The sequence below is a fragment of the Kosmotoga arenicorallina S304 genome (genome assembly GCF_001636545.1).
In the GTDB taxonomy this organism is placed as follows: domain Bacteria; phylum Thermotogota; class Thermotogae; order Petrotogales; family Kosmotogaceae; genus Kosmotoga_B; species Kosmotoga_B arenicorallina.
Genome location: NZ_JFHK01000036.1, coordinates 1 through 13,882 on the forward strand (window position 1 = coordinate 1; position 13,882 = coordinate 13,882).

General features: G+C 41.4%; 10 protein-coding genes and 1 pseudogene. 8 read left to right on the forward strand and 3 right to left on the reverse strand.

The genetic code is table 11. From position 1 onward, the window contains the following. Positions 1 to 150 (reverse strand): annotated as a pseudogene (locus tag AT15_RS10215) (IS701-like element ISKol8 family transposase); the annotation flags it as partial. A gap of 169 nt (positions 151 to 319) precedes the next feature. Here AT15_RS10215 and AT15_RS09975 point away from each other — a divergent pair. The 6 genes from AT15_RS09975 (at position 320) to AT15_RS10000 (ending at position 8,351) form a co-directional block, all read left to right on the forward strand. Beyond that, on the forward strand, positions 320 to 1,303 hold the full coding sequence (locus AT15_RS09975) for an ABC transporter substrate-binding protein (RefSeq protein ID WP_068349247.1): 984 nt from the start codon (positions 320 to 322) through the stop codon (positions 1,301 to 1,303). Positions 1,304 to 1,401: 98 nt separating this feature from the next. Continuing rightward, the gene (locus AT15_RS09980) at positions 1,402 to 3,597 is read left to right on the forward strand and encodes an ABC transporter permease (RefSeq protein WP_068349251.1); all 2,196 of its coding nucleotides are present in this window, start codon (positions 1,402 to 1,404) and stop codon (positions 3,595 to 3,597) included. Between the two features lie 5 nt (positions 3,598 to 3,602). Further along, complete coding sequence (locus AT15_RS09985) at positions 3,603 to 4,694, forward strand: ABC transporter ATP-binding protein (protein ID WP_068349254.1); 1,092 nt, start codon at positions 3,603 to 3,605, stop codon at positions 4,692 to 4,694. A gap of 200 nt (positions 4,695 to 4,894) precedes the next feature. After that, positions 4,895 to 6,442, forward strand: a complete 1,548-nt coding sequence (locus tag AT15_RS10465) for an ABC transporter ATP-binding protein (protein ID WP_084251719.1) — start codon at positions 4,895 to 4,897, stop codon at positions 6,440 to 6,442. A 3-nt stretch (positions 6,443 to 6,445) separates the two neighbouring features. After that, a complete protein-coding gene (locus AT15_RS09995; protein WP_068349257.1) occupies positions 6,446 to 7,480 on the forward strand; it encodes an ABC transporter permease in 1,035 nt (344 codons plus the stop codon). After that, positions 7,473 to 8,351, forward strand: a complete 879-nt coding sequence (locus tag AT15_RS10000; protein WP_068349260.1) for an ABC transporter permease — start codon at positions 7,473 to 7,475, stop codon at positions 8,349 to 8,351. The genes AT15_RS09995 and AT15_RS10000 overlap by 8 nt, the downstream gene beginning before the upstream one ends. A 6-nt stretch (positions 8,352 to 8,357) precedes the next feature. Here AT15_RS10000 and cutA read toward each other — a convergent pair whose 3' ends face one another. Together cutA and AT15_RS10010 are read right to left on the reverse strand one after the other, a co-directional pair. Next, positions 8,358 to 8,681, reverse strand: coding sequence for a divalent cation tolerance protein CutA (gene cutA, locus AT15_RS10005; protein WP_068349263.1), 324 nt, complete (start codon positions 8,679 to 8,681; stop codon positions 8,358 to 8,360). 4 nt (positions 8,682 to 8,685) lie between these two features. After that, positions 8,686 to 9,603: a ComEC/Rec2 family competence protein gene (locus tag AT15_RS10010; RefSeq protein WP_068349267.1), complete on the reverse strand. Its 918-nt coding sequence runs from the start codon at positions 9,601 to 9,603 to the stop codon at positions 8,686 to 8,688. Positions 9,604 to 9,978: 375 nt separating this feature from the next. On the opposite strand from AT15_RS10010, the gene AT15_RS10015 reads away from it, so the two are divergent. Together AT15_RS10015 and AT15_RS10020 are read left to right on the forward strand one after the other, a co-directional pair. Continuing rightward, a complete protein-coding gene (locus tag AT15_RS10015) occupies positions 9,979 to 12,546 on the forward strand; it encodes a 6-bladed beta-propeller (RefSeq protein WP_068349270.1) in 2,568 nt (855 codons plus the stop codon). Between the two features lie 70 nt (positions 12,547 to 12,616). Beyond that, positions 12,617 to 13,390 carry a GNAT family N-acetyltransferase gene (locus AT15_RS10020; protein ID WP_068349272.1) on the forward strand — a complete coding sequence of 258 codons (774 nt, stop codon included), beginning with the start codon at positions 12,617 to 12,619 and terminating at the stop codon, positions 13,388 to 13,390. Positions 13,391 to 13,882 lie beyond the last annotated feature (492 nt).

Consider the following 13,882-nt stretch of genomic DNA (forward strand, 5'->3'; position numbering starts at 1 on the left):
CATTTTCCTACCAATAGAACTAAGGCTTTTGAAATGAGATATGGCAAGGCCCCTGGTGTAATCGAGTAGTAGTGTTTTGTGTTCAGACCTGGGAAAAGAAGTCTCTTCACACATAGAATTTAGAAGTTGTGGTATATTAGTTGTGGGCATGGGAAACCTCCATATGTTGTGTTTGGCTTCACAACTAATTTACTAGGTTCCCATGCCTTTTTCAATGACCTATCTTTTCCTCTTATCTTCTAAGTGCATAGTTTGGGTTATAATAGATTATCTGCATTCTTGTTGAATGCATATTATTTCAAAAAAAGGAGGGGTATTTATGAAAAGAGTTATCCTTGTTCTTGTGCTTATGCTTTCAGTTCTCGCATTTTCGGGGAATCTCGTAAAAGCTTATACAACGCTTGAAGAACCTTTGGCAAAAGAATTGTTTGACCTGTTTGAAGCGCAAACAGGCATAAAAGTCGAATGGGTAAGGCTCTCAACTGGTGAAACAGTCGCAAGGCTTGAAGCTGAAAGAGAAAATCCCCAGGCATCAATCTGGGTTGGTGGAGTTGGATTGGGACATATCGAAGCTAAGATTAAAGGTCTTACAACTCCCTACAAATCACCGCTTGCTCTTCGAATACCAGCAGGATACCGTGATCCAGAGTTTTTCTGGATTGGCCTTTACATTGGCCCTCTTGCTTTTGCAACTAACAACAACAGGGCTGAAGAACTTGGGATCGAACCACCAAAGGGCTGGTTTGATATTATAGACTCCGATTACAGAAACATGGTAAGAGTTGCAAATCCAAATACCTCCGGTACCGCGTATAACGTAATCACAACCATATACCACCTTTTTGGCGATAATGAAGACCTGACATTCATGTACCTCCATCATCTTGACAGGAATGTCAACATGTATACAAAATCTGGTTCTGCTGGCGGTAAAGATTGTGCAATTGGGGAAACCCCCATTGCAATCGGTTATCTTCACGACTTGATAAGGCTCCAGAAAAACGGCGCACCAATAACCATTACGATACCGGAAGAAGGCACAGGATTTGAAATCGCTTCTATGTCGTTGATTAAAGGTGGAAAAGAACCTGTTGAAGCGAAGAAACTATATAACTGGATTCTTGGAAAAGATGCTCAGGAAATCATAGCGAAATGGTATGTCATACCGCTTTCTCCCGAAGCACCAAAAGATAAAGTTGAAGTTCCTATCGAGACCATCAGGACAGTGGACCAGGATTTCGTCTGGGATGCCGCTAACAGAGAAAGACTAACTGACAGATGGAATAATGAAATTGGAAGGTAATTCCCGCTGAATTATTTTGGCCTGCACCGCTTTGCGGTGCAGGTATTTGTATTGTTAAAACCTATCAACTGGTCAATCCCCGGAGGTGTTAATCATTTATGCGGGCAAAAATTCTAAAACTCGTGGTAACGGTAAGTCTTTTTGCAGTTTTGATCTTCTGGGTATTCAATAGTATAGAAAAGGAATTTGTTAATGCAGCAAAGGAAAGAATCATAGAGATATCCAGTCTTATCTCATCTTCAATTCCTGAAAAAAATATACAAGATTGGCTTGAAGATATGAATATCAAATATCCAGATGTGCAGGTGATTTACATTAAAGGGCTTGAAGAATACGGCGAGATACCCAAATATTTTTATCAAAGCCCGAAAAGCGCTGACTTATTTTCAAAGTTGAAAACAATGGACTTTTTTGATTACGGTATAGAGAGCACTGTATATGAAGAAACCTATTTTCATGAGGATATATTAAAAATAGATAACAACCAGTATTTTACTGCTTTTGTCCCCGTTCTTGAACCGGAATATGGCATGGTGACAGGCTCATTGGTATTACTGCACGACGCTTCTGGAATTCTCAAAACCATTAGAACTATTTGGGGCTTTGCCCTTCTTTTGATAGGTGTTGTTTTTATTGTATCTTTCATCACCAGCTTCATGAGAGACCCCACGTTGGGTTTTACAATTCTCATTGTATTCATCATTGTCGGTACATTTATAGCTTACCCTCTCTATGAGGCCTTCAAATTGACGATTTTCCAGAACGGTGAGTTTAGCCTGGATGTCTGGAAAAAAGTTCTGACAACAAAAAACTATTCTCTCGCACTCTGGGGAAGCATAAAGTTGGGGATGCTCACGGCGACGACATCAACGATAATTGGCTTCCTTTTTGCTTTCTCTCTCACAAGGATGAAATTAAAAGGGAAAAAATTCTTCGCAACCATGGCGACTTTGCCAGTTATTTCCCCTCCCTTTTCGTTAACGCTCTCAATCATTTTGCTCTTTGGAAACAATGGCCTGATAACCCGCAGGTTGCTTGGCTTAACCTCTTTTGACATATACGGCCTTGATGGGCTGGTTATAGTTCAAACGATGGGCATGTTTCCAATAGCTTTTCTCGTTTTGAGTGGGGTTCTGGAAGCCATTGACTCAACTCTCGAAGAAGCCTCAATGAACATGCAGGCAAGCAGATGGAAAGTATTTACCACCGTAACCTTACCGCTTTCTTTTCCGGGAATTGCCAGTTCCTGGTTGCTGGTATTCTCCAATTCCATGGCTGACTTTGCGAACCCGCTAATTCTTTCTGGAAAATACAAAGTGTTATCCGTTGAGGCATATCTTGAAGTTACTGGCATGCACAGATTGCAAAACGGTGCTGCGCTTTCCATTTTATTGCTTATACCTACACTTGTTGCCTTTTTGATTCAAAGGTATTGGGTGAATCGAAAAACATATGTAACTGTAACTGGTAAACCCAGTGCCCGGATTGTAGAAATAGCCAGCAAACCCGTAAAAATCTTTCTAATAACAATGATGGGAATTATCTCAGCTTTTCTCATTGGCCTTTATTCAACGATAGTAGCCGGATGCTTTGTTAAGAACTGGGGAATCGATTATTCTTTTACCCTTGAAAATATCACCGAAGCCTTGTCAAGAGCCAGAGATGCCCTTATAGATACAACAACACTGGCAGCAGTTGCTACCCCTATTGCCGGAATTCTCGCTATGGTCGTTGCAATGATAATAGTCAGGAAAAAATTCCCCGGGAAAAAGCCTTTGCAACTGCTCGTTTTAATGCCCTTTGCAATACCGGGAACGTTGGTAGGTATAAGTTATATTATTGCCTTCAATAAGCCGCCACTGTTGCTGGTGGGAACAGGCGCAATTATCGTAATAAACTACATTATAAGAGAATTACCGGTGGGTGTAGAAAGCGGGGTTGCTACTTTGAAGCAAATTGATCCGGCTATTGAAGAAGCTGCCCAAAGTCTGGGGGCAGATTCGCCAACCGTGTTCAGGACAATTGTGCTTCCCCTGATCAGGCCGGCTTTCATCTCAAGCCTGTCGTATACCTTTGTCAGGTCCATGACTGCAGTAAGCGCCGTGATTTTCCTTATTTCTGCAAGATGGTATCACATTACGATTCTCATATACAATTTCTCGGAGAATTTGAGATTTGGTTTAGCGAGTGTCCTGGCAACCACGCTTATAGTCATTATTCTTGCTGTGTTTGGATTGATGAGGTTGCTTGTAAAAAAGAGTTCCTACATGGAGAAAACAATAATTTCGGGGTGATATGAATGAAGTCAGTTTCGGTTACACTGAAAAATATTTCAAAGGTTTTCAAAGGTTTTGAGGGACAGGATATAAGAGCAGTTGATGATGTTTCATTCAGCGTAAAACCCGGTGAATTTGTTACCCTGCTGGGACCATCAGGTTGTGGTAAAACCACTACTTTGAGGATGATCGCAGGTTTTGAAACTCCCACAAAGGGAAAGATAATGATAGGCGAAGGCGATGTCACATTCACACCTCCGTGGAAACGTGATATAGCCATGGTTTTTCAGAGTTATGGACTTTTCCCTCATATGAGTGTTGGGAACAATGTGGCATATGGATTAAAAATGAGGAAAATGGACAGGGAAAAGATAAAGAAACAGGTTAGCGAAATTCTTGAATTGGTTGGATTGAAAGGTTTTGAGCATCGCCCGCCATCAAGCCTCTCCGGTGGCCAGCAACAAAGAGTAGCCCTGGCAAGGGCACTTGTTGTTGAACCTTCCGTTCTTCTTTTTGATGAACCCCTTTCTAACCTTGATGTATTGCTCAGGGAACAAATGAGGGTTGAAATAAGAAGAATACAAAAGCAGGTAGGAATAACAGCTTTATATGTTACTCATGATAGGACAGAAGCCATGACACTATCTGACCGGATAATAGTCATGAATAGCGGCAAAATAATGCAAATTGGAACTCCCAACGAAGTGTATGAAAAGCCTGAGTCAAAATTTGTTGCGAGCTTCATGGGCAAAATAGCCTTTTTCCCTGTTGAAATCAAAGCTATCATGGAAGACCGAGTCAAAGTTGCAATAAAAGGCAAAGAACTTGTTTTGAATAAAGAAATAGAAATATCCGAAAATCTGAAATACGTTCTGGGCTGTCGACCAGAAGGTCTTTATCTGGAAGCTCCCGGAAAAGGCCATATCGAGGGTAAGGTGCTTACAAACGTATATCTTGGTAACTATGTTGAATCCTATGTGAAAACGGAATTTGGAGAAGTCATGGTGAAAACAGAGGCTGGGGTTTCCGATGGCTTTGAAGAAGGAGCGGCTGTATCAGTAGCCATAAAAGAAGAGCGTGCAAAATTGATTCCAGATACACAGGCTAACAGTTGATTATAAGTCCATGAGCGAGAAACCTTTGTTGAAGATGTGTCGAGAAAACGAGATTCGGCTCTCACCATTTTTCACTTGAATTGAAACTACGGATAACCCACAATTACACGAAAATTCAAAAGCCTGGATAAAGCCAGTATATAATTGGTTTAGAAACCAATATAGTTTTCGTATACTAAAAATTTGCTGGGGGAAGTTACGTGAATGAATACATGCTCGAAATGAGAAACATCTGTAAAACATTTGAAGACAACAACGTTATCGCTCTGGACAATGCCAGCCTCTTAGTCAGACAAGGCACAGTTCATGCCCTTGTGGGCGAAAATGGTGCCGGTAAAACGACAATGATGAAAATCCTCTGTGGAATTGAAAAGAGGGATAAAGGACATATCTTTCTAAAGGGAAAAAGGTTCGAAGCAAGAAGTGCTAAAGAGGCTTTTAATGCAGGTATTGGCATTGTGCAGCAGCATTTCAGGCTGATTGAGGATTTTACCGTTGCTGAAAATGTAGTTCTTGGCCAGGAAAGGCATGCAAAATTCGGGTTCGTTAATATGAAAAAAATCAACGAAGAGATATTGAAGCTTTCAATTGAAAGCGGTCTGGAGATTGATCCCGAATCAATAGCCGCAAACCTCTCTGCTGGTCAAAGACAAAAAGTGGAAATATTGAGAACGCTTTATTGTGGGGCAGATTTGATTATACTCGATGAGCCAACGACAGTTTTGACCGAGCAGGAAATTGAAGAGCTGTTCAAAACGATAAGAACGCTAAAAATGCAAGGCAAGACTGTGATTTTTATCACCCACAAACTCGAAGAAATATTCGAAATTTCAGATGATATTACCATTCTCAGGCATGGAAAAAGCATAGCGAGTGGACCTATTACAGAATTCAACAAGAAAAAAATATCCTATCTTATGGTTGGTGAAGATATAGATTTTGAAAAACCGGCTTTTAAAACCCAAAAAGGGGAGGTCGTTTTCAGGGTTGAAAATTTGCATGTGAAAGGAACAAATGATTTTACAAACGAAGTTAAGGGAGTCAGCTTTGAAATAGCAAAAGGGGAAATATTGGGTATCGCTGGAATAACGGGCAATGGACAGTTGCAATTAATAGAAGCTCTTGCGGGTTTGAAAAAGGTGTCTTCCGGGAGGATTATGCTTGGAGATAAAGAAATCACCAATCATGAAGTAAGAGAGATAAGAGATGCAGGACTGGCATATATTCCGGAAGACAGAATGAAGCAGGGAGCTTCGTGCGAATCAAGTATCTTTGATAACGTCATAGCGACAAAGTATTATAAAAGTGAATTCTCCAAAAAGGGCTGGATAGACAGAAAAAAATCATACGCCTTTGTTAATAAACTTATGAAAAAATATACTATAAAAGCCCCATCACCAACTACAAAGGTCGGCCTGCTCTCCGGCGGAAACATTCAAAAGGTTATCATCGCCAGAGAATTCTCTTCCGACCCAGAGGTGCTGATAGTCTGTGAGCCTACATGGGGTCTTGATGTGAGATCCACAAAGTTTGTTTATGACTCTCTCCATGAAATGCGCACGGAAGGCAAAGCTATACTTCTCGTTTCAAGCAATCTGGACGAGATATTGCATCTTGCAGACAGAATACTCGTCATGTATAAGGGTGAAATCATCGCTTCCTTTGAAAATTCAGAAGGATTGACAAAATCACTAATCGGCGAATACATGCTGGGACTGCATTTAAAAGAGAAATCAGAGGTGTTTTAGCGGATGAAGAACTTGAACTTACTCAGAACATTCATCACAATATCAATCGCTTTAGGGATAGGAATTTTTGTGATAGCAATTACCAGCAGCGAGCCCGCAAATGCTATAAGTTCTTTTTTTATAGGACCATTTAGCAGTGCGTACTTCTTTGGCAATATGCTGGCTGCTTCTATTCCTCTGATGTTAACAGGGCTGGCAGCGAGCATTGCTTTTTCAGCCTCAGCTTTCAATCTGGGGCTCGAGGGCCAGCTTTACATAGGTGCTCTTGTTGGAACCTATATAACATGGAAATTTCAGGCATTATCCCCCCTTTTGCTGATACCTCTTGTTCTTGTAATTTCATTTCTTGCAGGTGGCATAATCGCAGCTTTTTCAGGATATCTGAAGGTAAAAAGAAATGTGAATGAGCTAATTTCATCCTTTCTCATAAGCTATACGTTGGTATATATTGGTGACTTTTTCCTGGAAGGGCCCTTCAAAGATCCCTTAGCTGGTCTGGCGGCATCGCCTTATTTCGATTCAAAGCTCATGTTCAGCAAAGTGCTAAAACCTTCTGATTTGCATGCCGGAGTATTCATAGCGGCTGGTATTATTTTCATCGTCTATTTTATGATGAAAAAAAGCACCCTTGGTTTTGAAATAACCATGACAGGAAAGAACAGGATTTTTTCTCAATACGCTGGAATGCCCGTAAGCAGGGTTACAGTTATCGCTATGCTCATGAGTGGAGGATTTGCCGGGCTTGCGGGAATAATCGATATTTACGGGATTCACGGGAGAATGATACGCGGCTATTCAGCTGGATACGGCTGGAATGGAATTGCAGTAGCGTTAATTGCACGAAATCACCCTTTGCTGGTAATACCTGCCGCGATATTCTTCGCTTATCTCGAAAGCGGCGCGAATGTTGGCTCCCTATTTTCAGACATCACTCCTGAATTGGCGAGGATAATCCAGGCCGCTGTGTTCTATTTAATTACAGCAGAAGGGCTTTTTAGTTTTATGAAAGCCAGAAAGGAGGCCGTAAGTAATGGGTGAGTTCATACACACAACAATGACAATGATGACTCCAATATTGCTTGCGGCTCTTGGAGGGCTTTTTACTGAGCTTTCAGGCCTTCTAAATATAGGGCTTGAAGGCATGATGCTCTCTTCAGCTTTTTTGTCGGTGTATGTAGCGAATATTTCACATAGCATATTGTTTGGAATAATTGCAGGAGTGAGTCTTTCAGTTATTCTTGCCCTGATAATGGCGTATCTTTCACTAAACCTGAAGGCCAACATTTTCATTGTTGGGTTGGCAACCAACCTATTTGCAAATGGATTGACCGTGTTCCTTTTATACACATTATGCAATTCAAAGGGGACTGTATTCTTTCCAGACGCCCCGAAGCTTAATACGATTGAAATTCCGGTGATGCATAATATCCCCTTATTAGGAAAGATTATCAGTGGATATAACATTCTTGATTACCTTGCAGTCACCTTTGTGCTTGTTTGCTTTTATGTCGTTTTCAAAACAACTTACGGTTACCATTTGAGAGCCGTCGGAAAGGACAGCCAAACAGCTGTTAGCGTTGGGATCTCTGTATATAAACATAGAATGCTTGCTTTTATCATAAGCGGTTTTTTTGCAGGGCTTGGCGGAGCTTCTCTTTCCCTTCCTTTGCAAACCTTTGTGGGCGGAATGACAAACGGCAGAGGCTGGATAGCCCTTGTAGCCGTTGTCCTTGGAAGGGGGAATCCTTTAGGAATATTCGTGGCATCTATTATTTTCGGTGCAGCCTCCGCGCTCTCCAATATCCTTCAGGTGAACACAGAGTTGTCTCCCAAACTACTATTAACGCTCCCATTCTTGGTTACGCTTATCGCTATGATACTGTACGAAAAGAAAAGAACGGATTATTGAAAGATATTATTTGTTCAAGAGAGGTATCACAAAGAACATGGGTTCTTCATATGGATGAACGTCTCTTATTGCTTTTATAACAGCGTCTACATATTTTTTTGAGCATATGAATTCAACTTTCATTTCTTTTCCTTTTTCGATTTTTCCCACTTCTCCAAGATATGGATTTGACCCTTCAAGGGGTCGCCAGTACCCCGTAACTGGATGGTAAGAAATGCAGTTGTCATAATTTCCAAGCCTACAAGCACCCGCTGCATTTACCTTTTTCCTGAGTTCATCCACAAAACCCTTGGGGATAAACACCTCAAATTTGACGTATTCATACTCCATCATTTCACCACCCAGAAATTTTCAATTCATTTTCTATATCGTCCAGCGAGCCAGTGATAAAGGTTATTGTTGCGCCATCGCTGATCGCAACAATATTACCTGCTTCATCTGTCCGAAAGAGCTTTATGTTTAACTCTTCGAGCTTGTTTATAGTTTCCATTGCTGGATGACCATAACGGTTGTTTTCCCCGACACTTGCAACTGCGAATTCAGGAGAAGTTGCCAATAGAAATTCAAAAGAAGATGAACCTTTGCTTCCATGATGACCAAGTTTCAAAAGATCAACATCCAGATCATATCCAAGGGAAAGCATTTCTTCTTCCACCTCTACCTCTGCGTCTCCGGTAAAGAGAAAGCGGATATTTCCATATTGCAGTAGTATAACCACGCTGTAGTTATTGGCATCATCATAATGCAAGCGATTTGGCGAAACTACCTCAAGGTTCACGGCAGGATCAAAGGGAATGAAATATCCTCCAAGGGCAGGGACTATTTGCAAATCGTTATCCAGAATGGCTTCAACTATATATCTAAAGGCTTTGGTTTCTTTGGCATAAAGTGGCATATAGATGCGGTAAAAGCTTTTAAAGGTGTTGATAATCTCGTCAATGCTGCCTATGTGGTCAAGATCCGGGTGGGTAACTACAAGAATATCTATCTTTTCCACGCCCATAGCAGAAAGATAGTTCATAACATTTTCAAATTCTTTATTTAAACCTGCATCAATAAGCATGGTACTTCCAGACGGAGAGATTATCAAAGTGCAATCTCCCTGCCCCACGTCAATGAAATGTACCTGAAGCAAATTGGTAGCTTCAAAAGATGTTGCGCTTGCAATGCAGGTATCAGACGAAGCCGGGCTTTCCCCCGCAAAGAAGAGAACCTGAATGAGCAATATTAGAATCAAAAACAGTTTTTTCATTTTTTCCACCCCGCTTGACCCAGGTGTACCGTGGCGATTATAGCACCAACCTTTGGAAAAACCGCTGAATTTTAAACACTTCATAAGTAGCAAAATGAAGAATGTTTCAGATTCATTTTAAGATTTCTTGGCAGTATGTAATACAATGCATTCCATTCGGGAATATACTCTTTGTGAAGGTTGTGAAATAAACAAAAGGCTATTTCATGATGTATTTCTTAAATGTTTAAATATCACCAATACAATTATTTGTCCCCTCCTCTTAGAGTGAAATACTGCAAAGAATTCGGTGCTCTTCTAAATTGCTTCTTGTGAATAATAGACTTCCAGCGCTTCTTTAGCTTGCCTTCCAAACTGCTTTAGGAGGCGAAAAAAATGAAATCTGTTGTTATTGCCATCATCATATGTCTGGTCTTTTTAGCCGGATGCAATGTGCTTGACAATTCGAACACGGAAGAATTCAGGTTACTTACCGAAGAACCAGAAGGCATTATCATTGAAGTATTAATGGTAGAAGCAACGCTTATGGAGAGCGGAAAAGAGGTAATTATTGCAGATTCCTGGGAGGATATAGACATTCTAAAGGATGCAGATATAAATAAAATGGTTCATTATGTGGCTATGAATATTGATGCAACCCCGACGAATGTATTCTTCCACACCGGGGAAATTACGCTCACAGCAATCGAGTTCCCATATACTTGCAAAATCCCCTCCGGGAAACTCCATATCAATCTCCCTGTTATGCCTGTTGAAACGTTACGGCAGGTGAGATTTTCTTACGATGTGGGATATCGACACCCAACCGACGACAAATATATAGTCGAACCCGTAATAAAAATCATTGAGATAATTCCAAATAGCCCTCCATATATTTCCGACCGTTCTCCAATGGATGAGGCTGTAGATGTCCTTTGTGAAGATAAGATGTCTTGGGCATTCAATGATCCCGATGGAGATTCCTTAACGTATGATATCTATTTCGGAACAAGTGCAGCTCCAACACTTTCTGCATGGGGAATTGGTGAAACATCTTATACTCCAGACGAAATGATAGGTCACACGACGTACTACTGGAAAATATTTGCCAGAGACGATTGGGGAGGTGAAGCAGAAGAACCTGTCTGGAGTTTTACAACTGCAAACAGACCCCCCGAAATTTCCGTACCCGATCAAGATTTATATGAAAATGAAACCCTTACTCTCAACCTGCTTGAATATGCCTCAGATACAGATGGTGACCCATTGAGCTTTATCTTGTTTAGTGGAGTTGGAGCTATAACAGATGCTACATATACTTACTGTCCTGATTATTATGCTTCAGGCACATACATAGTGGAAATAGAGGTCAATGATGGATGGGGTGGAACTACAAATGATACCTTTGAAGTGACTGTCTACAATGTGAACAGAGCGCCTTCAGCACCGAGCAGCCCAATACCAAGAAATGGTGCAACAGAAGTTCCCGTTGCTAAGGGAATGAGCTGGTTATGCAGCGATCCCGATGGAGATCCTCTTCTCTATGATGTGTATTTTGGGGACATGAACCCTCCACCAATACTTCTTTCTGATTTCCCGAAAAGTTCTTTTGACTATGATTTAAACCCGGGAACAAAGTACTACTGGAAAATAGTGGCAAAAGATGGTTATGGAGGGGTAACAGAAGGTACCTTGTGGGAATTTGAAACCATACTTCTAAACAATCCACCTGAATCCCCGATCCTGATACTTCCTGAGAATGAAATCACAGTAAGCGGACCAGAAATAGGATTTCTCTGGGAATGTATTGATCCTGACGGGGATCCGTTGCTGTATGATTTCTACCTCGCACCGGAGGCTGAACCCTTTGAATTGCCGTATTTGGTTGATTATCCAGAAGATTTTCTTCTAATTCATGTTGAAGAACTCCCACCTGAGTTCGAAACCTGGCGCTGGAAAGTAGTGGCAAAAGATGGAAAAGGCGGGATGAGCGAGAGCGAAACATGGAGCTTTGCGATTCTTCATGAACCTCCTCTAGTAGATATTTGGGGAGAGTACGGATCCGAACCCGGGCAGTTCAATGAACCTATGGGGATATGTATTGATACAGAAGGTTTCTTCTATGTGGCTGATTCCTGGTTTGAGCCTGAATATGGCAACCACCGTGTGCAGAAATTCTTTCTTGACGGCACATTTTTAACTATGTGGGGCGAAGGTTGGTATCCTGATTATGCATTGAAAACGCCTTGTGATATTGAAGTGGATGCAATGGATTTTGCTTATGTAATAGATGCTGCTGATTGCAAGGTGAAAGTCTTCAAGTTTCCGGGTATTGAAGAAGTGGAATTTGTCCAGGAATGGGGGCAACCCGGCGAGGGATTAGGCGAATTCATAAGGCCAATGGGAATCGCTATTGGAGACGAGCCAGAGAATTTGAGAACGGTATATGTGTCAGATACAGAAAATCATAGAATTCAAAAATTCACCCTGAAACCGATTTTTGATCCAATACACTCACATTATGAGATTATTTCTATCATCGAATGGGGAGGTTTTGGTTCCGGCCCAGGGCAATTTATTAACCCGATAGGTATTGCTGTTTTTTGGGATCTTGTGTTTGTAGCAGATGAAGGCAATCGTAGAATTCAGGTATTCAATAACCTCGGTGAATATCTCTACGAATGGGGTGAACACGGCGAAGGGCCGGGGCAATTCACTTCAGTATGGGGAATTGCAGTTTCACCACATGGTAGTTTAAACACATTCGTATATGTAACCGATCCTCTAAGCGGTAGAGTTCTTGTATTTACTCCGGAAGGTGAATTTATAACTCAATTTGGCAGCTGGGGAATCAATCCGGGTGAATTTCGTGATCCATATGGAGTAGCCGTTGATTATGAAGGGTTTATCTACGTTGCTGATACAGCCAATCAGAGAATTCAAAAATTCGCACCAATTTGGTGACTTCTGACGTAAATTTTTAAAAGTGACTCGTTCATGATATACTTTCTAAAATATCTCAAGGGGTGAGATGATGAAAAAGCTTTCTTATAACGAGTCAAAAAAGCTTTTACCCTTTCTTTCCAGCGAGAAAGAATTCAACCTTTTCATTATTGGAGACATAGAAAATACAGACCCCAATGCCGATTATATGGAGATCTTCGTAGATGGAGAATTAGAACAACCAAAAGGAGTGCTCATGAGGTATTACAGGTTCTTTGTTATCTATTCACCGGATGAAATGGACTTTAAATCTGCTGCGAAAATAATCAGAGATTTTGGGCAGGCAATGGTCTTAAGCGGCAAAACAAGTTGCATAGATAAAATATCCCCATATTTGAAAGATATGACAAAAGAAGAATCCAAAATGCACTTTGCAGTGCTCAAAGAGCCAAATCTGGATAACTGCAACCTTCCTGTAAGAAGGGCATCAGTCGAAGATGCCAGAGGGTTGCTTGATTTGCTGAACTCAATTGAAGAGTTTCACGTGACAGATGAAGAATCATTTAACGAATCTTTGAAAAAGGGCACCACAAGGCGGTATGTTATCGAAAAAGATGGAAAAATCGTCTCCACGGCAGCGAGCACCGCTGAGACATCTGACCTTGCGATGATCATAGGTGTTGCCACTTTAAAAGAATACAGAAACCAGGGACTCGCTTCTTGCGTTGTTTCGAAGCTCTGTTCAGACTTGCTTTCCGAAGGAAAGACCCCCTGTCTTTTTTACGACAATCCAAAAGCCGGGAAAATCTACCAGCGATTGGGGTTTCGTGAAATTGGAACATGGAAAATGCTTCGGTTTGATTGACGTCCTCCCAATCCCCTGAAGGGGATAGGATTCCTATAATCAGGAGGTTCTTGCCCACTCGATGGTAGGCTTCCACGGTGACCACATGGACACCGGGCAACACAGGTGTGAGCTGCATCTCACGCCCATGGGGTACGCCAAGGACCCTACTACCAGGCTTTCGCCTGTATACTTTTTATGATTGTGTGTATACGGCACTGGAAATTTATAAACCTTTATATGTCTTGATATTCTTCAATGTATCTCCTAATACCATTTCATATTGAATTAAATTGTTTCATCCCGATACCTAAAGGGTATGGGCTTTCACAATTTATTTCTGTAAGAGAATGTAAGACGTGGCAGCTAATAGAACAACGATAAAGTTCGTTGTAGGTTGTGCGTAGCTTGCAAAGACGAGACCCGAGAGGGCCGCTGCGCGGCTGATACGAATCCCTTCGGGATTGTTGCGAACCACTTCATGGTTGTCTCCGGTCTGACCCCCAATAATGA